22 protein-coding genes are annotated in these 24,100 nt (G+C 47.6%); 12 read left to right on the forward strand and 10 right to left on the reverse strand.

Going from position 1 to position 24,100, the window contains the following annotated elements; all coding sequences use genetic code 11:
• Positions 1-2: 2 nt before the first annotated feature.
• The 6 genes from MKZ32_RS10655 to MKZ32_RS10680 all read left to right on the forward strand — a co-directional run bounded on the left by MKZ32_RS10655 (position 3) and on the right by MKZ32_RS10680 (position 10,024).
• Positions 3-866, forward strand: a complete 864-nt coding sequence (locus MKZ32_RS10655; protein WP_239797248.1) for a ThiF family adenylyltransferase — start codon at positions 3-5, stop codon at positions 864-866.
• Position 867: 1 nt separating this feature from the next.
• A complete protein-coding gene (locus MKZ32_RS10660; RefSeq protein WP_239797249.1) occupies positions 868-1,923 on the forward strand; it encodes a hypothetical protein in 1,056 nt (351 codons plus the stop codon).
• A 218-nt stretch (positions 1,924-2,141) separates the two neighbouring features.
• On the forward strand, positions 2,142-3,014 hold the full coding sequence (gene pepA, locus MKZ32_RS10665; RefSeq protein ID WP_239797250.1) for a flocculation-associated PEP-CTERM protein PepA: 873 nt from the start codon (positions 2,142-2,144) through the stop codon (positions 3,012-3,014).
• A gap of 94 nt (positions 3,015-3,108) precedes the next feature.
• Positions 3,109-3,984, forward strand: coding sequence for a class I SAM-dependent methyltransferase (locus MKZ32_RS10670; protein WP_239797251.1), 876 nt, complete (start codon positions 3,109-3,111; stop codon positions 3,982-3,984).
• 1,217 nt (positions 3,985-5,201) lie between these two features.
• A complete protein-coding gene (locus tag MKZ32_RS10675; RefSeq protein WP_239797252.1) occupies positions 5,202-8,369 on the forward strand; it encodes an outer membrane lipoprotein-sorting protein in 3,168 nt (1,055 codons plus the stop codon).
• 8 nt (positions 8,370-8,377) lie between these two features.
• Positions 8,378-10,024 (forward strand): type IV pilus assembly protein FimV, encoded by a 1,647-nt coding sequence (locus MKZ32_RS10680; protein ID WP_239797253.1) that lies wholly within the window; start codon positions 8,378-8,380, stop codon positions 10,022-10,024.
• Positions 10,025-10,047: 23 nt separating this feature from the next.
• Here the strand turns inward: MKZ32_RS10680 and MKZ32_RS10685 are convergent, their stop codons facing one another.
• The 6 genes from MKZ32_RS10685 to tnpA form a co-directional block, all read right to left on the reverse strand.
• Positions 10,048-10,857: a GAF domain-containing protein gene (locus MKZ32_RS10685; RefSeq protein WP_239797254.1), complete on the reverse strand. Its 810-nt coding sequence runs from the start codon at positions 10,855-10,857 to the stop codon at positions 10,048-10,050.
• Positions 10,858-10,978: 121 nt separating this feature from the next.
• Positions 10,979-12,055 (reverse strand): nucleotidyltransferase domain-containing protein, encoded by a 1,077-nt coding sequence (locus tag MKZ32_RS10690; protein ID WP_275584290.1) that lies wholly within the window; start codon positions 12,053-12,055, stop codon positions 10,979-10,981.
• A gap of 185 nt (positions 12,056-12,240) precedes the next feature.
• Positions 12,241-13,152: an HprK-related kinase A gene (locus MKZ32_RS10695; protein ID WP_239797256.1), complete on the reverse strand. Its 912-nt coding sequence runs from the start codon at positions 13,150-13,152 to the stop codon at positions 12,241-12,243.
• Between the two features lie 2 nt (positions 13,153-13,154).
• Positions 13,155-13,433 (reverse strand): HPr-rel-A system PqqD family peptide chaperone, encoded by a 279-nt coding sequence (locus tag MKZ32_RS10700; protein ID WP_239797257.1) that lies wholly within the window; start codon positions 13,431-13,433, stop codon positions 13,155-13,157.
• Positions 13,434-13,488: 55 nt separating this feature from the next.
• Positions 13,489-14,241: a hypothetical protein gene (locus MKZ32_RS10705; protein ID WP_239797258.1), complete on the reverse strand. Its 753-nt coding sequence runs from the start codon at positions 14,239-14,241 to the stop codon at positions 13,489-13,491.
• A gap of 330 nt (positions 14,242-14,571) precedes the next feature.
• Entirely contained in the window at positions 14,572-15,012 is a 441-nt protein-coding gene (gene tnpA / locus MKZ32_RS10710; protein ID WP_239797259.1) for an IS200/IS605 family transposase, read from the reverse strand.
• Between the two features lie 269 nt (positions 15,013-15,281).
• Here tnpA and fnr point away from each other — a divergent pair, with 269 nt between their 5' ends.
• Both fnr and MKZ32_RS10720 read left to right on the forward strand, forming a co-directional pair.
• Entirely contained in the window at positions 15,282-16,010 is a 729-nt protein-coding gene (fnr, locus tag MKZ32_RS10715; RefSeq protein ID WP_239797260.1) for a fumarate/nitrate reduction transcriptional regulator Fnr, read from the forward strand.
• Between the two features lie 224 nt (positions 16,011-16,234).
• Positions 16,235-16,822: an SCO family protein gene (locus tag MKZ32_RS10720; RefSeq protein ID WP_239797261.1), complete on the forward strand. Its 588-nt coding sequence runs from the start codon at positions 16,235-16,237 to the stop codon at positions 16,820-16,822.
• Between the two features lie 65 nt (positions 16,823-16,887).
• Here the strand turns inward: MKZ32_RS10720 and recX are convergent, their stop codons facing one another.
• The 4 genes from recX to MKZ32_RS10740 all read right to left on the reverse strand — a co-directional run bounded on the left by recX (position 16,888) and on the right by MKZ32_RS10740 (position 20,506).
• Positions 16,888-17,343, reverse strand: coding sequence for a recombination regulator RecX (recX, locus tag MKZ32_RS10725; protein ID WP_239797262.1), 456 nt, complete (start codon positions 17,341-17,343; stop codon positions 16,888-16,890).
• A complete protein-coding gene (gene recA, locus MKZ32_RS10730) occupies positions 17,327-18,358 on the reverse strand; it encodes a recombinase RecA (protein ID WP_239797263.1) in 1,032 nt (343 codons plus the stop codon). Before recA ends, recX begins: the two co-directional genes overlap by 17 nt.
• 320 nt (positions 18,359-18,678) lie before the next feature.
• Complete coding sequence (locus MKZ32_RS10735; RefSeq protein WP_239797264.1) at positions 18,679-19,188, reverse strand: CinA family protein; 510 nt, start codon at positions 19,186-19,188, stop codon at positions 18,679-18,681.
• Positions 19,189-19,312: 124 nt separating this feature from the next.
• Positions 19,313-20,506 (reverse strand): O-succinylhomoserine sulfhydrylase, encoded by a 1,194-nt coding sequence (locus MKZ32_RS10740; protein ID WP_239797265.1) that lies wholly within the window; start codon positions 20,504-20,506, stop codon positions 19,313-19,315.
• A 413-nt stretch (positions 20,507-20,919) separates the two neighbouring features.
• Between MKZ32_RS10740 and MKZ32_RS10745 the strand changes: the two genes are divergently transcribed.
• The 4 genes from MKZ32_RS10745 to ruvB all read left to right on the forward strand — a co-directional run bounded on the left by MKZ32_RS10745 (position 20,920) and on the right by ruvB (position 23,973).
• Positions 20,920-21,645, forward strand: coding sequence for a YebC/PmpR family DNA-binding transcriptional regulator (locus MKZ32_RS10745; protein WP_239798138.1), 726 nt, complete (start codon positions 20,920-20,922; stop codon positions 21,643-21,645).
• Between the two features lie 48 nt (positions 21,646-21,693).
• Positions 21,694-22,230, forward strand: coding sequence for a crossover junction endodeoxyribonuclease RuvC (gene ruvC, locus MKZ32_RS10750; RefSeq protein ID WP_239797266.1), 537 nt, complete (start codon positions 21,694-21,696; stop codon positions 22,228-22,230).
• Positions 22,231-22,336: 106 nt separating this feature from the next.
• Positions 22,337-22,915, forward strand: coding sequence for a Holliday junction branch migration protein RuvA (ruvA, locus tag MKZ32_RS10755; protein ID WP_239797267.1), 579 nt, complete (start codon positions 22,337-22,339; stop codon positions 22,913-22,915).
• Positions 22,912-23,973, forward strand: a complete 1,062-nt coding sequence (gene ruvB / locus MKZ32_RS10760; RefSeq protein WP_239797268.1) for a Holliday junction branch migration DNA helicase RuvB — start codon at positions 22,912-22,914, stop codon at positions 23,971-23,973. Before ruvA ends, ruvB begins: the two co-directional genes overlap by 4 nt.
• Positions 23,974-24,100 lie beyond the last annotated feature (127 nt).

Here is a 24,100-nt window from a genome sequence, read left to right on the forward strand (position 1 = left end):
TAATGGCAGACGGTTTTTCCTATCACGAAGCATTCTCGCGCAATATCGGCTGGGTAACCACCGGTGAGCAAGAGATATTGCGCAATAAAAGGATCGCCATTGCCGGCATGGGTGGCGTGGGCGGTTTCCATCTTTTAACGCTGGCACGCCTTGGTGTCGAAAAATTTAACATCGCCGATCTCGACACATTTGAACTTGCCAACTTTAACCGGCAGGCCGGGGCAGGCATGTCTACCATAGATCGCCCAAAGGTAGAAGTTCTAGCTGAAATGGCGCGGGATATCAACCCGGAATGCAACTTGGCAATCTATCCACAAGGCGTGAACGAGGCCAACCTTCAGGCTTTCTTTCAGGATGTAGACCTCTATATTGACGGTCTCGATTTCTTCGCTTTCGATGCGCGCGAGCAGGTTTTCGCGCATTGCGCCCAACACAACATCCCTGCGGTAACTGTCGCCCCGCTAGGCATGGGCGCTGCCCTGCTCAACTTCATACCCGGCGGCATGAGCTTTGAAGACTACTTCCAAGTGGCTGGACGACCCGAGTTGGAGAAAGCCGTGCGCTTCCTGGTTGGCCTCGCCCCCACCCTGCTGCATCGGCATTACCTGGCGGACAAGACTCGCGTCAATCTCAAGGAACGTCGCGGCCCCTCCACCATCATGGCCTGCCAGCTCTGTGCCGGCGTTGCCGCCAGCGAAGCCCTCAAGATATTGCTCAATCGAGGCAAGGTATGGGCGGCACCCCACGGCATCCAGTTCGACGGCTACCGCAACAGGCTGGCGCATACTTGGCGGCCGGGTGGCAACCGCAATCCTCTAAATCGCCTGGCCATCGCCATCGCCAGCCATCATCTGGGGTTGGCCTGACTTGAAACTCGATCAGGAGCAACTCAACTTCGTCCTAGAGAGCGCCATCCTGGCGCCCTCGGCGGACAACCATCATCGAATCCGATTCCAATTTGTTGATAACACCATCCGAGTCTACTACACCCAGGCCGAACTCCCCCCACAAGGGGGCTACAAACAAGTGCTCGCGTTACTGTCACTAGGAGCCGTGTCGGAAAACCTTACAATTGCCGCCAGCCGCTTTGGCATAGGTACGGAAACGGTTCTATCGCCCGACCCGACACAGCCCGATCTCATCATGCAAATCCGTTTGAAAGCGGACCAGGCGGAAGTCGATCCCCTATGGCCGTGCATCCCTCTACGCCACACCAACCGTCGCGTGCACTTTCGCGGGCCCAGGATGACTGACGCAGAGCGAAGTGAACTGGATGCTGCACGTACCTACCCCGCCTGCCAACTAGTCTGGCTGGATGAACCAATTCGGCGTAGACAAGCCCTCCGCCTCATGCGGCAGGCGGAAACCGAGCGCTTCCATAACCGCATCCTGCACGAAGAACTGTTCTCCGCCATCCGTTTCGACGTGGGTTGGCACAGAGCCTGCTCGGAAGGTCTGCCACCTGGCGCTTTGGGTGTGGAACCGCCGTTACGCGCCTTCTTCGCCCTGCTGCGCCACTGGCCTATCATGCGCCTAGCCAATCTGTTGGGGGCGCACCACATGCTGGGCTGGCGCGCATGCGACCTGCCTTGTCGGCTAGCGCCCCACCTAGGATTGCTGACTGTAAAAAATACCGACAATCAGTCCGTGTTTGACGCCGGGCGGTCATTCCAGCGCCTCTGGCTGGCTGCAACCAGTCAAGGTCGCGTCCTGCAGCCCATGCCCGCCTCGGCGCTTTATGCCTTGGATGGAGCACGAGCGGAGGGTATACCTGCAAAGTTGCAGTACGATCTGGCGGAAGGCTGGAAGTCCAGCCTAGGTGGGGCGATTCCATTGATGTTGTTCAGAATAGGATTTGCGAAGCCGTCATTGGTGGTGACGGGTCGCCGTGAAGCGAGCGACTATGTAGACACAGGATTATAAGGATGAACCTACATAGTGTCGAAATGTTTTACACATTGCCAACGATGAACTTTCTATAAATTCTCAATATATTGTTTTTAATACTTTATTAAAAGTGGCATGATATCTGCTTAGTATTAAAGGCAACCACATAATTCATCAGGTGATGCGTGGACGACAAAGCAAATTACCTTACACTTCGGTAAAGATCAACATTAACATAAAAGGAGAAACAAATAATGTTTACACTACACAAGAAATTACTAATCGGCGTTGCGGGAATCGCGCTTGCCATGGGTGCCACCTCTCAAGCCGTGGCTGTCCCTACATTTACAGTCGATACGAGCGCAGTTGACGGAGGGGCCTCGAACTTAGTTACAGGAGATGCATTTCTAGGCACCTCGTCAGAACTAATACACTTTAATTCGACTACTACTATCTTAACATCGTCATCTGCGAGCGGCTGGCTTAACTTCAGTGAGATAGATTTGACTAACGCACCCGTTGCCGCAATCGGAGTCCTTGGCACCTATAATCTCTTTCTCACCTTCAATCTGACGAATACGTGGAACGGCACTAATTACACCCTTGATACATTAAATTTTACCGTGTACGGTAATTCGCTGAATGGGACGGCCGGAGACATGTTCACGAACGCAAGCGCCGCCGGAACCGGTACGGAAGCTACGCACACCTATGTTGCCGGGACCGAAGTAGTGCTCGGCACAGGGGAATTGGTTAATGGGACCGCTGTATTAAATAGCGGTGGCGCCGCCCTGAACGCGCTTACGTCTTTTGAGGTTTGCAACGGCGTTGGTACAGCTCAAGATGGTCTTGGCGGATCGAAAACGAACTCGGCCTGCACAGGCAATACGGGTAGCCTGTATTTTTCCAGCCCAAATCCTTTCTATAGTCTTGCGTTTAATTCGTTTAATAATACCGCCAATGGAACCACTTATGGAACAGATGCTAGTGGTAACATAATTACGGCGGTCAATGCCGCTCATGGCAATGTGACCTTTCAATCGGTGCCCGAACCCGAAACCTTGGCGTTGTTGGGTGTTGGGTTGTTAGGCATGGGTGTTTCATTGCGCAAGCGTAAATTTTCCTAATTATCAGAATATTTGGCCTTAAACCTAAGGTTTGATAGCAACACTTAAATCCCGCCTGCTTGTCAGGCGGGGTTTTTTAATTTATAAAGCCTTTATGCCCAATCTCGCTCTGATCACTACTTTTCTGCGCGAGCTTATTGTAGAGCGCACACTCCCCCGTGAGCCCGAGCCGGATTTGGTCATGGACGACCCGGATCAGGTGGCAGCATATGTGGAGGCAGGGCGCATCGACGGGGTTATGGCCGCGTCTTATTTGTTTCATACCGCTCGCGTCAGTCAGGTGATCCAAGGCTGCGACACCGTTCTTGACCTTGGATGTGGACCTGCCACCCAACTCGCCCAGATCGCTGGTATGAATCCGGATATCCGCTTCACCGGAATCGATCTCTCTTCCACTATGCTGGCGAATGCGGAAAAGCACGCGGCATCATTGGGTTTGGCTAATATCCAGCTTCGTCAAGGGGACATCACTAAATTGGAAGGTATCGCTGACCACAGCATAGATGCAGTGATCAGCACCATGGCGTTACACCACCTCCCTACCCTGCAACAACTGGAAGACTGCTTTGCATCCATCCGTCGTGTCCTAAAGCCGGGCGGCGCGCTATACCTGACGGATTTTGGCCGGTTGAAATCACTGAAGTCGGCGATCTTTTTTGCCTACTTGAACGCCAAACACCAGCCTCACCTCTTTTCGCTGGACTATGAGCGTTCCCTGCGCGCTGCCTTCCTGAAGGAGGAGTTCGAGGCTTTGGCTACCAAGCATTTTCCGCCTGAGGTCAGGGTGGTATCGACCTTTAAGGTACCCTTCCTAATGATTATCAAGACGGCTGATCAGCCTCTGCAGGAACACCTGCGACAACGATTTATAATCATGCGCAAGGCTCTCAAACCCCGCTATCGACGTGACTTGAACGACATGCGCACCTTTTTCGCTTTAGGCGGATTACACAATGACCCCTTTGCATGACAGCTAGCTGCTGGACTTGCAAAGAAAGAGGCAGGTCTTACATAGCGTTTTTGATGACATAGTCTTCTACTATGGGCTCGTCCACTCCGACTTGAGTTTCCAGATACATCTACCATGTTATTATTAGCGCACACGGCAACGCACGGAATGCAGTATTTTCTCGATTATGAAGACCGAGAATATTTTTTCTCTGTCTCAGCGAAGTGATAATGCCTTTTGGCTGGGTGTGTCACGCGTATTGCCTGATGGAAAATCACTATCATCTGCTTATCGAAACACCTGAAGGCAATCTGTCGCTGGGCACCTCTGTTGAGCCGTGCCAAATCATCGAAGGACTATGGCCCCTGATCTCCATCTTTTGGCGGTAAACCGGCAAAGCATGACGCACCGCTTCTGTTTATAAAACGTGCTCCATCTGCGCCCCTAGGACGAGCCAAGCCCATTCCTCAGGTTCAAGACTAACAATCGTGTGTCGCATGATTCAATTCCATATGATATGGCTATGTCGTAGTTATTTGTTTGTTCTTGGTAACCATTTAATTATGAATAATTTTTCGTTAGTCACAAGAACGTCTACGCCTATTATTTATAGATATTTAGTAAATTCTTAAATCAAATTCAACAGCTAATTGCGACATAGCCTATGATATCAATATCGCAAACATGATATAACCTAAAAAGTGAGAGGCGAAACTGGACATAACATTTTTGATCAGAGTAAGAGCTATGATGACGAAACTTGGCCCCTTTTAGGGTGGGTGTATCCTAAGGATGAGCGTAAGGTTTTTCGATACATTTCAATAAAGCACTCCGTGGCGCGCCAACCTTCACCTCAAGAGAAGAAATTGAAATCAAAGAGATTAAACTAAAGTTAACTTAGCTGTCTTAAGTTAACCTGATTAGCCACAATGTTCAGCCACAGAATTTCATTACCCGGCATAGATGAAAAACCTTTGAAACTTCACCTTGTTAATCCAAATTTCACATCGCCTTTCGTCGGAATGCGCATATCTTGCTCCTCTTCAGGCTTGTCGATTGCGGTGGCTGAACTTCATGGCTAATCAGGTAAGTTAAAGATTCATCCATATGTTCCGAATATAAAGTAAGTTACTCACTTATAAATCAACAATCCGAGGCAATAATAATGCCTCTCAAACCGGCTTGGTATAAAGCAGGCTGGTTTCAACATTATCAACTTTTGAGTAATTGCCAGACGTATGATTAACAAAGAGGTCAGCATGCAACGCTACATAGAATGGATTATTCGCTACCGATTCGTAGTCATTGCTTTGACGTTAGTAATCACCATTGCGGCAGTCATTCAGGCAAAAAATCTAAAGATCATTATTGATCCTAATACCATGCTTCCACAGTCTCATCCCTATGTGACGACGAGCAACCAGGTTGAAAATATTTTTGGGTCGAAGTATATTGTTATGATAGGGGTTACTCCAAAAGAGGGCGATATCTATCAGCCTGCCGTGTTGGAAAAAATTCAGCATATGACGGCAGCTTTTCTCCAAACACCCGGCATAGTTAAAGAAAATTTGCTCAGTCTTTCCTCAAAGCGCACCAAAAATATTGTTGGTACGGCAGAAGGCATGGAAGTCAAACAACTTATGCCGAACGCCCCAACTACAGTCGCACAACTGACGGAACTGCGCCTGGCGGTCGCAAAAAACCCTGTGTATATTAATTCTATTGTATCTACAAATGGAAAAACGGCAGCCATTCTCGTGGAGTTTAAAGACGAGGCGGGAGGTTTCCGGGCTATCATGAACAAGGTGGAGGCCATCGTTGAGCAAGAGCGAGACCCGCGGTTTGAAATCAACGTGGGCGGATTGCCAAGTTTTCTCGCCAGCATAGAAACTTACTCAGAGCGCATGGCATTTCTCTTTCCAATTGCCATTCTGATTTTGGGGTTGGTACTTTTTGAAGCGTTCCGAACGAAGCAAGGACTTATTTTGCCGCTGGCTACAGCAACTCTTGCTGTAGCTTGGGGGGTCGGTGTGATGGGAGCTTTGGGTATTCCGATGGATGTATTTAATTCCGCCACCCCCATCTTGATCCTGGCGGTGGCAACAGGTCATGCGGTACAGATGCTTAAGCGTTATTACGAAGAGTATTTCCGCTTGCGTGAAACAACGGGGCTTTCCCTCAAGGACGCGAATAATCAAGCAGTCATTGCCTCTCTTGTCCGCGTTGGACCTGTCATGATAGCTGCTGGAGTGGTCGCCTCATTGGGTTTTTTTTCCTTGGTGGTATTTAAAATCAGCACGGTACGCACTTTCGGGATTTTTACCGGCATTGGAGTGCTAGCTGCCTTGGTTCTGGAAATGACTTTTATCCCGGCGTTACGTTCAATTCTTTCACCACCCAATGATGCTGAAAGAAAGCGCGAGAAAAATAGGCGGATCTGGGACAAAGCAACAGGAGCGATGGCAAACTGGGTAACTGGCCCCAACCGACGCAGGGTGTACAGTGGTGTTTTGCTCTTAATAATTGTTGCCATGATTGGTATGGACAGGGTAGTGATGGATAACTCTATCAAGAGTTATTTCTCACCTGACCTGATTTTCGAAAAAGACGATAAGGCGTTGAATGAACACCTGGGCGGTACCAATACGCTGTATTTGCTGGTTGAAGGCGCAAGCGACGACGCCATTAAAAACCCAAAAATACTTCAGGCGATGGAGGATCTGCAACGTTTTCTTGAAAAACAGCCCTATGTCGGCAAGACTGTTTCATTAGCCGATTTTATCAAGCGCATGAATCAGGCAATGCATGGCGATGATCCCGCTTATTTCAAAATTCCGGAAAGCCAGGAATTGATATCTCAATATTTATTACTCTACTCGATGTCCGGCGGACCGGGCGATTTTGATTCCTATGTCGATTATGGATACCGCTCTGCCAATCTGACGGTATTTCTGAAAACAGACAGCAGCGCCTACATAGAAACACTGGTCGAAAAAATTAATGCGTTCACAGCGGTGAATTTTGATAAAAATGTGCATATCGGCATCGGTGGCAGCGTACCACAAGGTGCGGCACTGAATGAAGTCATGGTTTACGGGAAGATACTTAACATTCTGCAAATCGCCGTTGTTGTTTTCATTATTTCAAGCCTGATTTTCCGATCCTTGGTGGCCGGGATGCTGGTTCTTCTTCCTCTTGTGGTTGCTGTTCTAACTAACTTTGGCCTTATGGGGTGGAGTGGAATCCCGTTAAATACTTCGACTTCGCTTATCTCGGCAATGGCCGTTGGGATAGGGGCAGATTACGCAATCTATCTGATTTATAGGTTACGCGAAGAACTCATGATGGGAGTTGACGAAATCACCGCTGTGCGGAACGTTATTGCAACAGCTGGACAGGCAATCCTCTTTGTTGCGATCGCGGTCTCAGCTGGTTATGGAGTACTCTTGTTATCATTCGGTTTCAATCTGCATAAGTGGCTGGCCATCCTGGTTGCTACGGCTATGGTCATGAGTTCGCTGTCTGCACTGCTGCTTATTCCCGCACTTATTCTTACATTTCGCCCAAATTTTATTTTCAGGAGAATTGCTGTGAAAAATACCCCACTGATTGCTTCTATCACTGTATTGTCACTAACCTTAGGCTTATCAATGCAGCCCCACAATGTCTGGGCAGCCGAACCCGATCTGACCCAGATCATGGAAAAGAATTTCGTCGTTTCCAAGGTTTTGGATTCAGTGGCTAATGCCACGTTTACCCTAATCAATAAGACTGGTCAGGAACGGATTCGAAAGACTTTTGGCACGACCAAGCTTCAGGAAATCGGGAATGACACTATGCGTATGACGCGGTTCTTGTCACCACCGGATGTGAAAGGAACGGTGTCGCTGCTGATTGAACATGCCAATAAGGATGATGACATCTGGATTTATTTACCCGCGCTAAAAAAGGTACGACGCCTTGTTTCTAACAACAAAAAAGATAGTTTTATGGGCACGGATTTTACTTATGCTGACGTGATTGGTTATAAGGTAGGTGAATGGAATTACAAGCTGCTGAAAGAGGAGCTGGTGGACGGGCAGCCCTGTTATGTCGTCGAAGCATTACCCAAAAATGACGCCATTAGAACCAGCAATGGCTACTCGAAACGTATCGGCTGGCTACGTAAGGACAATCTGATGGCAGTGAAAATGGAATATTGGGATGAGGCAGGGCAGATGTTGAAAACCTCGACTTACACCGATATTCAATTGGTAGACCAGAAGCGGGGCAAGTGGCAAGCCATGCACCTTGAAGCAAGTAACATCCAGACCGGCCACCGCACAGTGATTAAATTCGATAACTTCAAGGCGAACCAGCAGGTAAAGGATGAGTTCTTTACTACACGGTACATGGAAAAAGAATAATGTTACGAATGGGCATTAGTATTCCCTGCTACGCAAAGCGCGTTCTATCATCAGTAATTATCTTTGCATCGCTCAGCACACAGCCGGTTCATGCATTGATCATAGGTGAAATCGAAATTATTAGCAGGGAAGGAGAACCACTGCTCGTGTATGTTCAGATATCCCCTACAAGTCCTGACGAAAAAATAACTACCGGCTGCTTTTCCTTGGTTAAGCCAAGGATCACTCCCGGACAAGAAGAGCCGGATTTGTCCGCTGCAAGCTTGGAACTGGAAGACAACAGAAACATTGGCCAACGAATCAAAATTTCCACAGCGACCCCAATCAATGCGCGTTTGCTGACGCTCCCGCTAAAAGTACACTGTGTACCGAATGGTCTAATTATCCGCGAATTCAACCTCGAACTGAAACCAGCATTAAACACTTTATTCCCACAGGCAGAGAGTTTCTCCGCGCCAGCGGAAAAAGTGGATGTAAATCTTTTACAAAAACCAGAGTTAAGTGGTTCGATTCGAGCGGGATATTTCAGTTCATCACGCAAGCTGGATGGGAAAAACGATTTAGGTACCGGCTCGATATGGCTTAAAGCTACGCAAAATATCGGAGAGGACATTTCCGTGGTTGCTCAGGGATGGGTTCGTAACGACGAAACTTTCAGAGCAGACGCGGATTCAAAAAAATTACAAGAGGGATATCTAAAATTCAGTGCAGGAAATATGGATTATCGAATCGGCAAACAAATCATAGCATGGGGACGTGCAGATCGCTTGAATCCAACCGATAATCTGACGCCACGAAACTTCACTCTGCTAACGCCTGAGGAAGATGATCAGAGACTAGGATCATTGGCAGCGAAAATAACTTATCACTCACATGAAAATTCACTAACCGGCATATGGCTCCCCGGTATGGATCCCCATATCTTCCCTGTCGCTGCAACACCAGGCATTTTTTTTACTCAACATATCCCCCATACCAACCGGATTGCGCTCAAATTTGATCACAGCGGGGGTAATATGGATTGGTCGGCTTCTTACTATAGTGGGTTAGATCTGACTCCTGACATCGCGATTGGAGCGACAACCCCGTCTGGAACAAATGTAATATTCGATCACAATCGCATCCGCGTATTGGGAATGGATGCCGCTACGGTCATTGGGCGCTATGGATTGCGCGCTGAAGCCGCATACACTTGGACAGCTAACACAGGCGCGAACGATTTCTTTGTAAAGAAGCCGTTTCTTTATATGGTGATGGGCGGTGACAGAACTTTCCTTGACTACCTTAACATCAATATTCAATATTACCTCCGTCATGTTGCAAATTATTCCGACCCGCAGGCGATAACAAACCCTCTCCTGCGCCCAGTCGCAATTCAAACAGGTGCGCTATGGAACCAGTTCAGCCGTTCTCAGCATGGAGTAAGTGTCCGGGTCAGCAACAAATGGTTTAATGAAACACTGGAAGGCGAAATCGCTGCTGTCGCCTCTTTTGGACAGAGCAATTATTTCATAAGGCCTAAACTAGTCTATGCCTTTAGTGACAACGTGAAAGGATCGCTTGGCCTGGATATTTATCGAGGAGAAACTAACACGTTCTTCGGTCGACTGCGAGATAACTCATTGTTATTTGCAGAAATGAAATACGGCTTCTGATTGAACAGCGGAATAGGCGAATTTTAAAGTTCCCCCCGTGGAGCAACTTTCTGTAATGATGGTATATCGCCTAATGGTTTAGCCATCTTCCGTTCCATTCGCTGACTGTGATGTTGTAAATTATCACTCAACTGGCTAATAATTTCCGAAGCTGCACTAATAATTTGATTTGAACCGAACCCTCCTCGGGTCATTTCTTTGTAGAAAGATTTTGCAAATATTTTCGCTACTTGATCAGGATTGTGAAGAATGCTACCCAAAGATGCACTCATATTATTTTGGGCTTCTTGGGCTAGCGCCAGTTGGGCAAAGCGCGAATTCAGAATGCTCTGCAATTGGATTGACTGGATCGATTTACCGATGAATAAAGCAACCACATTAAGAAGATTCAAGTCCACCAGATTGAATGCACAATTGCGCATGTGACCACTTATATTAACTACACCTATAATCTGCGCACCAATGGTGATAGGCGAGCAAATCAGACTTTTACCTGGTTCACTTGCACGTCGGGCCAATTTGGCGAACTCCGAACGATTAATATCTTCGATCAATAATGACTGCCCGGTTGCAATCACATAGCCAGCAATCCCCTCACCCTTCCCTATCAACTGTTTATACGCTGCAGCCGGCAGCGGGCCATAGCTAGCGCACACACTCATAAGTAAATTATCGGATTTGTCATCATTGAGTAGCATAATCGAGCAATTTATGGCGCTCAATATTTTAGCCGTCATTTCAGCTAGTTGTGCAAGGTTGTCATTGAGGTTGCCCTTTTCTAAAAAATTAGACAAATCCTGAAGCTTGATCAATGAAGTCTCCACATCACTCATTATAAGATTATCCTTATCTTTACTATATTAAGCAGCCCTATAATCAAATTTTTACTGATCCAAGCACACAAACAACTCACAATTTAATATTGCGCAATAATCAGCAGTGTCCGGAACACAATCATTCAAGCTTAGGTGAAATAAAAGCCTTATGAAACAGATGACGCGCAAGAAGCAAAGAAGGCATACGTAACCAGGTTGCGCGTACATAAAGTATCTGCCGGGCTGCACCGGTCAACCAGTCAGAACAGCTCTTGTGGGTTGGCATGAGCGCACGTTCAAAAAGCTGATCTGTAAATATCAAGGTTAATGGGTTGGGGCGACCATTTTGGGCTGTTTCTACCATGCCTAAGGGGATGGGAGTCTTCAAAAAATGGACAGCATAGCGCAAGGCGTAAAAAAGTGGTCGGCTCAACTCAAGTTCCCGCGCTCGGACGGCTAGATTGGGCCAGAATGCTGGCAAATTATTGAAATGACGTAACAAACTATCAATATCAACCAAATCCCGCAGGCCCTGATCCAGTTGATCATTATAGAACAGGTGAACTGCACTATGGAGCACCATGTCGACTGGGGCAAATACCTTTAAATTGTCGTAGCCATCAAGTAATTGTGCCGCAGCCAAGAGCTTTGCCGAATCAGGATGAAGAACTGTCGTTTCCGGCAAAATCGCATGATGCACGTCGATGACGGTCATCCGTTTAATATGCTGCATAGGGGGTAGTTCGTGCATCCATGTGCGATAGTAGCGCTGGTCATAGGCATCGTGATGCGTCGCAGCCCAACCATGAAGCATCAAGGCGGCCTCTACAGCATTGAGACTACCTTTAGGTACTATGATGTCGATATCGGAGAATAATCTCCCTTTGGCGGACGGCAGTTTTGCCATTACATAAGCAGCGCCCTTGAGGAGAATGACTGGTATCCCTATTTTCGCCAATGCATTTCGAATTTGAGTTATTTCCCAATGAACAGCTTGAATGTGTCTTTCAGAAATTACTCGCGACCACTCTAGATGTTCGCGGGGTTTTGACGGCACCTGTTCGAGTAAGCCGCGTTCGTCCAGTGAAATGCAAATGCGTGCCAACAGATTGGCGCGACGTGCTTGACGTATGAGTAAATCCCAATCAGGTAGACTTAGGGAAATTAACGCTTCTGGCTCTCGGAGAGCTTGCAATATTAAATAATTTTGGATCACATTTAATAATGTCTGGCAAAATAATTAATATGCTCTATGTAAAATAGAGCGGATAATGAAGTTTTAACCTCTCGCAGAAGAAATAAATCCGTCTGCCTTAAATACTCGGTTCGCTCCCTTCAAAGACAGGCTTGGAGTAGCTTCATCGTAAATGGCTTCTATTGGTATATATGATGATTACTTTCTCAAATTTTTGGCTTTAGTGCGCCAAATATTTCAATGGCATCATCCAATTTACCGTACGTAAAATCATAACATAGAGACGCATCAATCAAACTCGTCATGGTCCTAAAGCCATTGAGTCCAAGAAGACTGTAATTAAAAGAATTATCCGCAACCCGCATAAAAGCGCGGGATTGAGGTAAGGTCTCCAAACACGCCTTAGCGCCAGCCTGATATTTTGGAAAAATAATCCACGCAACTTGGACGACCTCTGTAGCTCGGGCTAAGCTATCAGGCGGTGCTTTCATATGGGCAACCGTGCCCTTTATCGTATCTGCCACCTTGCGGCTGAAAATCGCGTTTGGCTCATAACGCCTGATGATCTCGATAGATTCGTTTTTTAAGCTAACGGGGCGCGGAAGCGGGATGAGTTTCCCCTCACCAACACGAACCAACGCAAGCTCATCAGACAGCAATCTCCACCCGCGGTTTACCAAAGCTGCGCATAAGGTGCTTTTACCCGAACCAGGAGGAGCGGGCATAATTGCCGCATAACCACCTTTTTCAACCACCGCCGCATGAATAATCAAACAGTGGTTAGCATGATTTGATACACACCAATTAAGCCCCCACTCCAACATAGGAAATGCCTGGTCGAGCGGCAGAGGTTTAAATATAGTGTTTCCATCAAATAAAAACAGCGCCTGTGGCTTGAACCATCGCCGCAGGTTACGTGGGCGCACAAGACTAATGTGAAAATCTGCAAAACCATCCTGTTCGACTAAGGGATAATCGGCATAAAGCAAACCGATACCTTCAGCCACACTGGAAATCGAAGTTTTGAGGTGCGTGGTAAAAGAACCGGTTTGCAGAAATATCCCCGTCTTTCTAAGACGGCGTTTAAGTTCTGATGGAGTTAATGCAGAAACATTCAAAATCAGCTAAATTCTATCAGCCCAAGCGTATTAAGCTCATTGAGAAGATGTTCAATTTGAAATGAAAATTCCTCATGCGTTACCATTTTGGCTTGTAGACGGGGAGCAAGCACTTGCGTCAACAATAACACGTTTGATGGCGATTGTCGTAATTCCAACAGTATTTGAGTAGCCGTTGAACCAAGCAGATGCGTATCTCCCGAAAGCTTGTTATAAAACACGAATTCATCATCCCATGAGCAGCAGTTAACTGCTTGATCAGGAATTACTTTCCATTTCATGTTTAATCACAATGTGTGAAAGGAAAGTAAGGTGAGCATCTGGTTATAGCGATAATCAATTATTTTGAGTTTGTTTTAAATAATAAATAATTTCTGAAGCATTCCAATTTACATTAACAGTTGGAGAAAAAGTACCATGATCCTGCCATTCATAAAACATCGATCGAATTCTATCTTCAGTCAAATAAGGAGTAGCTCCACTTCTCGCATGTTGTAATGCTTTTACAAGACATTGTAAGAGTTCTTGTGTTTGAAATGGGGGGTTTGGAGGTGCAATTACAGAAGTTGAAGTTGGCACCGTTATATTATTTGCGCCCTTGCCCTTTTGCGCCGAAGAATTTGAACCTGATGAAGCGCGAAACGCCGTCATGTAGCTCGCAGCTCCCAATTTGCCTTTTTCCGCCTGCACTGGAGCATTTACATTTGCAACTTGAGGCTCTGGCCAAGGAATTGTCAGCATATCTGACAAACGTCTACTATTATATGAGGTATTTGATTGATTTGACTTTGGGAACGCGGTTAAAAATGTTTCGTCCGGATTTGTGACAAATTTAGCGGTAACACTGGACGCTGGAGGACAAGCACCATGCTGGCTGGTATTGCCAGAACAAAATCCAGATGGTGACAGGCAAAACGCATCAGCACCCAATACGGGCCGACTCGCAAGAGTTAGAATTACCCCTGATACCGCCAAACCAGACGTCGCAAATCGTCTGCGAGATTCGCCTGAAAACTTTATTTGATCATCCGTATCCTGAGATAATTGTTGTTTTTCCAGCCCATCATTTTGATCCAAATTGATAGTCATCAATAATCATCCTTTTAAAGTTGCATCCTGCATTACATGCACTGCTACAACTCAATTATTTAGCGCAGGTAAATAATGAGGAGACTGGTAGAATACACTGAACAACTTAAGCAAAATACATGCCACGTATTACATATAAAATATAATATGCTAATAAACATAATTATACATTGTAAATGCTTTGTCGGTTTCTAGTTCTGCTGAATATTATTATTATAAGGTGTAAAAATTTTCGACATCCAAACCAGTTAAATGACCCCCGGCAAAGCCAGGGACTTATTAGATGAGCCCCTCAAAGGGGCCAATAAAACCGTGAGCCGCCCAAGGCGGCTATACGTCCAGTTTCATCTGGTCGTATCGTTCATCCTCTGCTTCTTGATTTCGAATGTACGCTCTAACCATTGCTTCATCTAATCCTACTGTCGATACGAAGTAGCCTCTTGCCCAGAATACCTCTCCAGTGAAGTTCCTCGCTCGACCTCCATACTTCCTTGCTATGGTGATTGCATTCTTGCCTTTGATGTATCCGACCACGTTCGAGACCGCGTACTTCAGCGGTATGCTCAGACATTCAGACATATTAGGTACATGATCTGACATCAGATGCCCTTCCAACACTTCCACTTCCTTGTGCTTCGCCAATTCTCGAAATATCGCACCAAGGTGCTGGCGCAATACTCCAAATATTTTCTTCTTTCGCATCTTCGGGATAAACACCACATGATATTTACAATCCCATCTCGTATGCGCGAGGCTCTGGTACTCTTTCATTTGTAAATCTCCTTCGTCTTTTGGTCAAGACTCGGAGATTCACTCCGACCGTCGTATAGGTCAAACCTTGGTGAGCCCCCCTGCAAAGCCGGAGGTTTACCTCAGTGAATTAACAGCCGCCCCCTAACAAATATAATTATATATTGGAAATTTCTCACTTGCGGCTTGATATATGTCAAAATTAACATATAATTTTTGCTTATATTAATTTTTTGCCCGTATCAAAATAAAAATGTCGCATACCAATATACCTTATAAAAATCCATACCATGCACAAATCTGTTCCCAACAATTCGCTGAAAACTGCATGCTCGACTTGTAATCTGCGCAAACTATGCCTGCCTGTTAACCTGAGTAATATCGAAATGGCACGCTTGGATGATTTAATTACCCGTAAGGGTGTTTACCGTCATGGCAGCATCTTATATCGGAGCGGGGACAAATTTCAGGCACTGTATGCAATTCGTACTGGTTTTTTCAAAACCCAGATCCTTAATGAAGACGGACGCGAACAAGTGACCGGCTTTCAGATGGCTGGAGAAATCATCGGCATGGATGGCATTAGTAGTGATACACACACTTGCGATGCAGTAGCACTTGAAGACTGTGAGATATGTGAAATTCCCTTTAATCGTCTGGAGGATCTCGGTCGAGAGCTCCCTCCACTACAGAGACACCTGCACCGCATCCTTAGCCGAGAAATTGTCCGCGATCAAAATATTATGCTGCTGCTTGGATCAATGCGTGCAGAGGAACGCTTGGCTGCTTTCCTGCTCAATCTATCGCAGCGTTTTGCGGTACGCGGTTATTCCCCCACATCATTCCAATTGCGCATGACGCGTCAAGAAATCGGCAGCTATCTCGGATTAAAACTGGAAACCGTCAGCCGCGCACTGTCGCACCTACAAGAAAATAAATTGATTAATGTGCGCAATAGATCATTGGAAATACTTTGCCTGCCCGGGCTACAAGCTTGCATAGGAAAGCGTGCGCGCTAACATATCAAACAACTATTTGATAACGCACCCCGTATTGTTGTTCAATCTGAACATGAACCCTAATAACTTTCTGTGTAACCACCAGCATCACTGTAATGAAAACCTGTCACAACTGATTGATCGTTGTGCACCCATCATCTCTTTTATCAGCTTAGACTTATATCCTTTTCGTAATTTTACAATTATCCATCGGCGCAATTGCTGATTGTTGTAAGGAAAAATAAATGGGTAACCTGCTTTTACTGTTATTTATGACGCTGCTGATCGGTTGCGAGAAATCCAAGCTGCCTACACCATTCCAAGCTATTGATGTCAGTTGGCGGTATATAGAAAAACCTGTGGATTTCAATCTCACCGACCCCAACGGCAAAACGCGCAGACTATCGGACTTTAAAGGCAAGGTGGTGGTATTGTTTTTTGGTTATACCCACTGTCCGGAAATTTGTCCGACTACACTGGCTGACCTAGCGCAAGTGATGCGCCTACTCGACAAGGATGCAGAAAAGGTGCAGGTGCTATTTGTCACACTGGATCCAGAACGCGATACGCCAAAACTATTAGCTGAATATGTCCCCTCTTTTCACCCGTCTTTTCTTGGCTTGTACGGTGATGCCCAAACTACTGCACAGGTAGCCAAGACATTTGGCGTCAGTTATGAGAAACGGGTCGAAAAAGGAAGCTATACACTGGATCATTCCGATGGCACCTACCTAATTGGTACACGCGGCAAGCCCGTCTTGCTCTCTCCCTATAACCAACGCGCCGAATTGTTAGTGCAGGATATAAAGTTGCTACTACAGACGGCACATTAAACCGGGTTCTAACCCCCTAATCTGTCCACCCCGATTTACATACCGACTGATACACAAACAACAACCTATCCACCATCGTCTATACCTCGTAATACCTTAAAAATCACATCCGGCATAAAGCCGCGCGATTGCATAAAACGTAGCTGCTTGGCTTTTTCCTTGGCATTCTCAGGGGTAATGCCAAACTTTTTTTGCCAGATGCTGCGAGCCGCTTCCAGTTCGGTATCTCTCATTTGCGGTAATGCATCGTTAATCAGATCTTCGCCTATACCTTTCTGGCGAAGTTCATATGTAATGCGGTGCATGCCGAAACGATTGCGGCGCATGCGCACCAACTGCTCAGCTGCACGAGAATCGGATAACCAACCGCGCGCCACCAATTCATCCAAAACCCTATCCACATTGTCGTCTGGTGTAGCCTTGAGCAGAAGCTTCGCGTGAAGTTCAGCACGACTATGTTCACGCCGCACCAGATATTTCATGGCGCGGGTGTGCAGATTTAACTCAGGCTTCTTTGACACCGCTTTCCATTCCATCATTGAGTGCAACTACCCCAGCCGCAGCACGGATTTTGTTCTCAATTTCAATTGCCATTTCAGGATGCTCTTTAAGATATTCGCGCGCATTATCTTTTCCCTGGCCAATCTTCTCGCCTTTGTAGCTGTACCAAGCGCCCGCTTTCTCGACCAGCTTATGCAGCACACCCAGCTCGACGACTTCGCCTTCACGAGAAATACCTTCACCATACAAAATATCGAATTCCGCCTGCTTGAACGGCGGCGCCACCTTGTTCTTAACCACTTTCACGCGGGTTTCTGAACCGATCACCTCATCGCCCTTCTTGATCGCACCGACACGACGAATGTCCAAGCGAACAGAAGCATAAAATTTTAGAGCATTGCCGCCGGTCGTAGTTTCCGGGCTACCAAACATCACACCGATTTTCATACGTATCTGATTAATAAAAATCACCGTTGTATTAGAACGCTTGATGTTAGCGGTCAGCTTGCGCAATGCCTGCGACATCAAGCGCGCCTGCAAGCCCATTTGCGGCTCGCCCATCTCTCCTTCAATTTCTGCCTTAGGAGTCAGTGCTGCCACAGAATCAACCACCACCACATCCACAGCAGCCGAACGCACCAACATATCAGCAATCTCTAATGCTTGCTCACCGTTATCCGGTTGAGAAATGAGCAGCTCACTGACATTCACGCCCAGCTTTTGCGCGTATTGCGGATCGAGCGCATGTTCTGCATCAATAAATGCAGCCGTTCCGCCTAATTTTTGCATTTCGGCGATCACTTGCAATGTGAGCGTAGTCTTGCCGGACGATTCCGGTCCGTAGATTTCAATTACACGACCACGCGGCAGGCCACCCACGCCCAGCGCGATATCCAACCCTAATGATCCAGTCGAAACCACTTGAATATCACGCGCAATATCATGCTCACCCAAACGCATAATAGAGCCTTTACCGAACTGTTTTTCGATCTGACTCAGAGCCGCCGCAAGTGCCTTGCTTTTATTATCATCCATGCAACTTTTCCCTTCAAAAATGATACATGATTATGGCATAAGCCATCCGAGTCTGAACCAAAAAGACTCCGGCTGGACTAGTTGCGAATGAACACTGGATTTTTACGATGTTATTGAAGACTGTCGCGAATTTCCTGAAACCTCCTCACAAAAAAATAATCAAAGCGAATTTGAACAATTCGGATTGTTGAAGGGTTTAGCAAACGTGTTCCGCAAACTACTGCTCCTCACTATCAATAGTGTCAGCCATTACTTTTAAATTTCCTAATTTTAAAAATGTCCTTAGGATTTTTATTGTGACAACCATAACCGGCACGATCTTAAACTACCTCTGTTACCTGACCCAGCAGTTCCAAAACTCCTTGAAAAGCCATGCCTACCGACTGCGTGCGAATTTCTGCACGGTTACCTGAGAGATGATGCAGGCGCACAACGCACTGTCCTCCCTTAATCCCCCAAGCGAACCACACTGTGCCAACAGGCTTGTCCGGCGTACCGCCTGCTGGCCCGGCAATACCGCTGACCACCAATGCCACCTGCGCATGACTATGGTACAACGCGCCTGCTACCATTTCACGCACGACGGCCTCGCTTACCGCGCCGTAACGCATCAGAGTATCTTGGGTTACGCCCAGCATCTCGCGTTTGGCCTCATTTGAATAGGTGATAAAGCCGCGCTCAAACCATTCGGAACTGCCCGCAATATCAGTAATGGCACTCGCCACCGCACCGCCCGTGCATGACTCGGCGGTGGCCAACATGAGGCCATGCGACTTTAGCGCACTGCCGATTTGTATTGCCATATTTTCAATATCACGATTCACAAACATAATTTCATTAGCTCGTCATTCTCACGCTTGAGCTCATCGCACGACAAATTGAACATCGGTCAGATAGGGCGCCCAGTTATCTCAAAATAAAAGTATCCTAGCTCGGTGCGGAGATAGCAGCTTTTTATTTGTACAACCCTCTTGCTAGATCGGTCTGGATATCGCTCACAGCTTCCAATCCGACCGCAATGCGCAGCAAGCCCTCACTAATACCAGCTGCATCTCTTGCCTCCTGAGTTATACGGGCATGCGTGGTGGTAGCTGGGTGAGTTAACGTAGTCTTGGTATCGCCCAAGTTAGCGGTGATAGAAATCATGCGCGTACTATCGATAATACGCCAAGCCTCCTCTCTGCCACCCTTTACTTCGAACGATACGATACCGCCACCAGCCTTCTGCTGCTTCATCGCCAGTTCATGTTGTGGATGCGATGGTAAACCTGGGTAATACACGAGCGCCACATTCGCCTGCGTCTCCAGCCATTGCGCCACGGACAGCGCATTAGCGCTGTGCGCATCCATACGGACCTTCAACGTCTCCATGCCTTTCAGGAATATCCATGCGTTGAATGCACTCATAGTCGGCCCCGCCGTACGCAGAAACTGATATATAGGCTCCAACACTTTCTTGCTGCCCAGCACCGCACCACCCAATACACGCCCTTGCCCATCAAGATACTTGGTGGCGGAATGAATTACAATGTCCGCGCCCAATTCCAGCGGGCGCTGCAGCACGGGGGTGCAAAAACAATTGTCTACTGCCAGCAACACACCATGCTGCTTCGCCACTGCCGCAATTCCCGCAATATCGGATATTTCGGTAAGCGGATTGGACGGCGTCTCCAGGAAGAATAGCCGTGTGTCGGGACGTACCGCAACTTCCCACTCGTTCACATCGGTGGCAGAAACAAAGGTGGTGTCCACACCAAACCGTTTGAAGATGGTACCGAACAAATTTACCGTCGAACCGAATATACTGCGCGAAGCGACGATGTGATCCCCGCTTTTCAGCAAACCCATGCAGCACGCCAAAATCGCCGACATACCTGAGGCCGTCGCCACACACTGCTCCGCGCCTTCCAGCGCGGCCAAACGCTCCTCAAACATGGTAACGGTGGGGTTGGTGAAACGCGAATAAATATTTCCCGGCTCTGCGCCGATGAATCGTGCAGCGGCTTGGGCCGCGCTATCGAACACGAAACTAGAAGTGAGAAACATAGCTTCGCTATGCTCATTAAATTGGCTACGCTTTGTACCCGCATGTACTGCAAGTGTTTCAAGCTGATAAGAATGCTCTGTTTGGTTGGATTGTTCCGGCATAACGTACTCCCTCGTGCAGAATAAAAAACCCGGATAGCTTAAGCTAAACCGGGCTTCACCCGCTTTAGCTGTATTTATAAAGCGCCCGCAAGCTGTTCCTCAAATCGGCGCATGTGCAAAATTAACACCTGTTACACATCATTGTCAACATCCAGCTTTCGTGAGGTAACGGACATCTGGAGCAGGTGTAATTTATGGGAGCCGGCATCAAGCATTGGTCTCGCAAAGTGCTGGGATGTAGACCATTATTTCAGGTATTCTTTAAGAAGAAGGTGCGCTACACTAAAACGATAGACATACTGCTTTATCATCGGCTGTTGCACTTCGATTTTTTCGAATTTAAATCCGCGCTACTTATCAGGATACCAATCCTTGCGGCGTCAATGCGGGAATCAATCAACGGAGAAAATGTCATGGCGGGTCATAGTAAATGGGCAAATATTCAACACCGCAAAGGTCGTCAGGATGAAAGGCGTGGCAAGGTTTTTACACGCCTGATCAAGGAAATCACCGTGGCGGCCAGGTTGGGCGACAGCGATCCGGCCAGTAATCCGCGCCTGCGATTGGCGATGGAAAAAGCCTATGACCAGAACATGCCGAAAGATAATGTGGAGCGCGCCATTAAACGCGGCAGCGGTGAACTGGACGGTGTGGATTATATTGAGCTTCGCTACGAAGGGTACGGCATCAATGGCGCAGCGGTGATGGTCAATTGCATGACCGACAATAAGACACGCACCGTGGCCGATGTACGCCATGCTTTCACAAAGTACGGCGGCAATCTCGGCACAGATGGTTCTGTGTCATTTCTATTTAAACATTGCGGGCAGATGATTTTTGCACCTGGCACCGATGAGAACGCCCTAATGGAAGTAGTGCTGGACGCAGGAGCAGAGGACGTAGTGAGCAACAATGACGGTAGTATCGAAGTTATCACCGCACCCAATGATTTTATCGAGGTTAAGCAGCGCTTGGAAGCCACTGGATTTAGGCCGGAAATGGCGGAAATAATTATGAAGCCTATTGCCGAAGTCCTATTTACGGGTGACGATGCAGTGCGCATGCAAAAGCTATTGGATGCGCTGGAAAATCTTGATGATGTACAAGAAGTTTACACAACGGCCGTGATTGCGGAATGAAGAGGAAATGAAAGAGGTACGGAGAAAAGGTAAATTCTCTTTACACCAATGACTCACTCTTCTCCTGCACGCATTTTAGGTATCGATCCCGGCCTGCGGATCACCGGGTTTGGCGTACTGGACAAAGTGGGGCAAAAACTCATTTATGTCGCCAGCGGTTTTATTAAAACGCCGGTAGGCGAGTTGCCTGAGCGTCTTAAAGTCATTCTCAATTCATTGCGTGAAGTGATTGAAATGCATCAGCCGCAGCTGGTGGCGGTAGAAAAAGTATTCGTTAACGTCAATCCGCAATCCACCCTGCTGCTGGGGCAGGCGCGCGGTGCGGCGATTTGCGCGGCGGTGCTGGCGAACCTGCCGGTTGCGGAATACACTGCGTTGCAAGTGAAGCAGGCGGTGGTAGGTAATGGCCATGCCAAAAAGGAGCAGGTGCAAGATATGGTACAGCGACTGTTGGAATTATCAGGCTCGCCCAGCCCGGATGCGGCGGATGCGCTGGCGTGTGCAATTTGTCATGCACATGCTGGTATGGGAATGGGCCAGCTGGCGACCAAGGGCTTGCGCATGCGCAATGGCAGATTAAGTTAAAAAACATGGTAACTTCTCCAGCCACGGATTAAACGTGATTGTAATTTTTCCAATGCAATAATTATCGCGCCTGCACGATTAGCCGAGAAAGATTAACAAGGAAGACATGATTGGGCGTTTGACAGGTAACTTGTTGGAAAAAAACCCACCGCAAATTTTGTTGGATGTTCAAGGCGTGGGATATGAGGTGAATGTGCCGATGAGCACCTTCTATAACCTGCCTGTACTGCATGAACGTGTGGTGTTATATACCCAACTTATCGTTCGGGAGGATGCACACCTGCTCTATGGCTTTGCTTCTGAGGACGAGCGCGCGGCGTTTCGTCACTTGTTGAAAATTAGTGGCGTGGGGCCAAAGTTAGCGCTGTCGGTGCTGTCTGGTTTGAGCTTGAACGATCTTGCCATTGCCGTGACAAGTAAGGAGGTAGGGCTATTGACCAGAATTCCAGGAGTGGGCAAAAAGACCGCCGAGCGGCTGTTGCTGGAACTGCAAGATAAGTTCATCGTGTCCATGTCGGACGGCACAAGCGGTGTTGTGACGCCACATGGTAACGATATCACCAACGCGCTGTTGGCGTTAGGCTACAGCGGGAAGGAAGCGGATTGGGCAGCCAAACAATTACCCGCCGATGCAAATGTATCGGACGGCATCCGCCAAGCACTTAAGCTATTATCCAAAGCATGATCCAAAACGATAACCTGACTGCAGCCGATCGCATTATTTCTCCCGCTCCCGTCTCTTTGCAGGAGGAAATGCAGGAGCGTGCATTGCGCCCCAAACATCTGGACGAATATATTGGCCAGGAAAAAATACGCGGACAGTTGGAAATTTTCATTGAGGCGGCTCGCAAACGTAAGGAGCCACTTGACCATGTCCTACTGTTCGGCCCACCAGGACTGGGCAAGACGACTTTGGCGCATATCATCGCACGCGAGATGGGTGTCAACATGCGCCATACTTCCGGGCCAGTTTTGGAACGTGCCGGCGACCTCGCTGCCCTGTTAACCAATCTCGAGCCGAACGATGTGCTGTTTATCGATGAAATCCATCGTCTGTCGCCGGTGGTGGAAGAAATCCTGTATCCCGCGCTGGAGGATTATCAGATCGATATCATGATCGGCGAAGGCCCCGCGGCACGCTCAGTGAAACTGGATTTGCCACCGTTCACTCTGGTTGGAGCAACTACTCGCGCCGGTATGTTGACCAACCCCCTGCGCGACCGTTTTGGTATCGTAGCGCGTCTAGAGTTTTACACCACCAGTGAATTGCAGCGCATCGTGACGCGCTCTTCCGGTTTACTGGAATTGCCGATCTCGCCCGATGGGGCTCTGGAAATTGCAAAGCGTTCACGTGGTACGCCACGTATTGCAAATCGTTTGCTACGCCGCGTGCGCGATTTTGCCGAAGTAAGGGCACAAGGCGAAGCTACGCGCAACGTGGCAGATGCTGCGCTTACCATGCTCGACGTGGATATGCAGGGATTGGACATGATGGATAGAAAACTATTGTTGACCGTGATCGAAAAGTTTACCGGTGGCCCAGTGGGCGTAGACAATCTTGCCGCTGCCATCGGCGAGGAGCGCGATACCATTGAAGACGTACTGGAACCTTATTTGATTCAACAGGGCTACTTGCAACGCACATCACGCGGAAGGGTGGCGACCGCTAATGCCTACAAACATTTTGGACTAGTGCAGCCACGTAATGCTAACAGCAAAGATTTATGGGAGGATAGCAATTAGAAACCATGCATTATCAATATCTTGGCATTCGTTATTCCCGCACAGACTGAGGGAATGTTTTTAAAGGTGCTGAGATACTCAAGTTTAAACATTCAGCTCCAATAGCATTACTACTCGCTCACATTTA

Source organism: Candidatus Nitrotoga arctica, from assembly GCF_918378365.1.
GTDB classification, from domain to species: domain Bacteria; phylum Pseudomonadota; class Gammaproteobacteria; order Burkholderiales; family Gallionellaceae; genus Nitrotoga; species Nitrotoga arctica.

Coding starts and splice junctions, on each gene's coding strand:
- MKZ32_RS10655 (WP_239797248.1), top strand. CDS start 3: ATGGCAGACGGTTTTTCCTATCACGAAGCATTCTCGCGCAATATCGGC.
- pepA (WP_239797250.1), top strand. CDS start 2,142: ATGTTTACACTACACAAGAAATTACTAATCGGCGTTGCGGGAATCGCG.
- MKZ32_RS10670 (WP_239797251.1), top strand. CDS start 3,109: ATGCCCAATCTCGCTCTGATCACTACTTTTCTGCGCGAGCTTATTGTA.
- MKZ32_RS10675 (WP_239797252.1), top strand. CDS start 5,202: ATGATTAACAAAGAGGTCAGCATGCAACGCTACATAGAATGGATTATT.
- MKZ32_RS10680 (WP_239797253.1), top strand. CDS start 8,378: ATGGGCATTAGTATTCCCTGCTACGCAAAGCGCGTTCTATCATCAGTA.
- MKZ32_RS10685 (WP_239797254.1), bottom strand. CDS start 10,857: ATGAGTGATGTGGAGACTTCATTGATCAAGCTTCAGGATTTGTCTAAT.
- MKZ32_RS10700 (WP_239797257.1), bottom strand. CDS start 13,433: ATGAAATGGAAAGTAATTCCTGATCAAGCAGTTAACTGCTGCTCATGG.
- MKZ32_RS10705 (WP_239797258.1), bottom strand. CDS start 14,241: ATGACTATCAATTTGGATCAAAATGATGGGCTGGAAAAACAACAATTA.
- tnpA (WP_239797259.1), bottom strand. CDS start 15,012: ATGAAAGAGTACCAGAGCCTCGCGCATACGAGATGGGATTGTAAATAT.
- fnr (WP_239797260.1), top strand. CDS start 15,282: ATGCACAAATCTGTTCCCAACAATTCGCTGAAAACTGCATGCTCGACT.
- MKZ32_RS10720 (WP_239797261.1), top strand. CDS start 16,235: ATGGGTAACCTGCTTTTACTGTTATTTATGACGCTGCTGATCGGTTGC.
- recA (WP_239797263.1), bottom strand. CDS start 18,358: ATGGATGATAATAAAAGCAAGGCACTTGCGGCGGCTCTGAGTCAGATC.
- MKZ32_RS10735 (WP_239797264.1), bottom strand. CDS start 19,188: ATGTTTGTGAATCGTGATATTGAAAATATGGCAATACAAATCGGCAGT.
- MKZ32_RS10740 (WP_239797265.1), bottom strand. CDS start 20,506: ATGCCGGAACAATCCAACCAAACAGAGCATTCTTATCAGCTTGAAACA.
- MKZ32_RS10745 (WP_239798138.1), top strand. CDS start 20,920: ATGGCGGGTCATAGTAAATGGGCAAATATTCAACACCGCAAAGGTCGT.
- ruvC (WP_239797266.1), top strand. CDS start 21,694: ATGACTCACTCTTCTCCTGCACGCATTTTAGGTATCGATCCCGGCCTG.
- ruvA (WP_239797267.1), top strand. CDS start 22,337: ATGATTGGGCGTTTGACAGGTAACTTGTTGGAAAAAAACCCACCGCAA.
- ruvB (WP_239797268.1), top strand. CDS start 22,912: ATGATCCAAAACGATAACCTGACTGCAGCCGATCGCATTATTTCTCCC.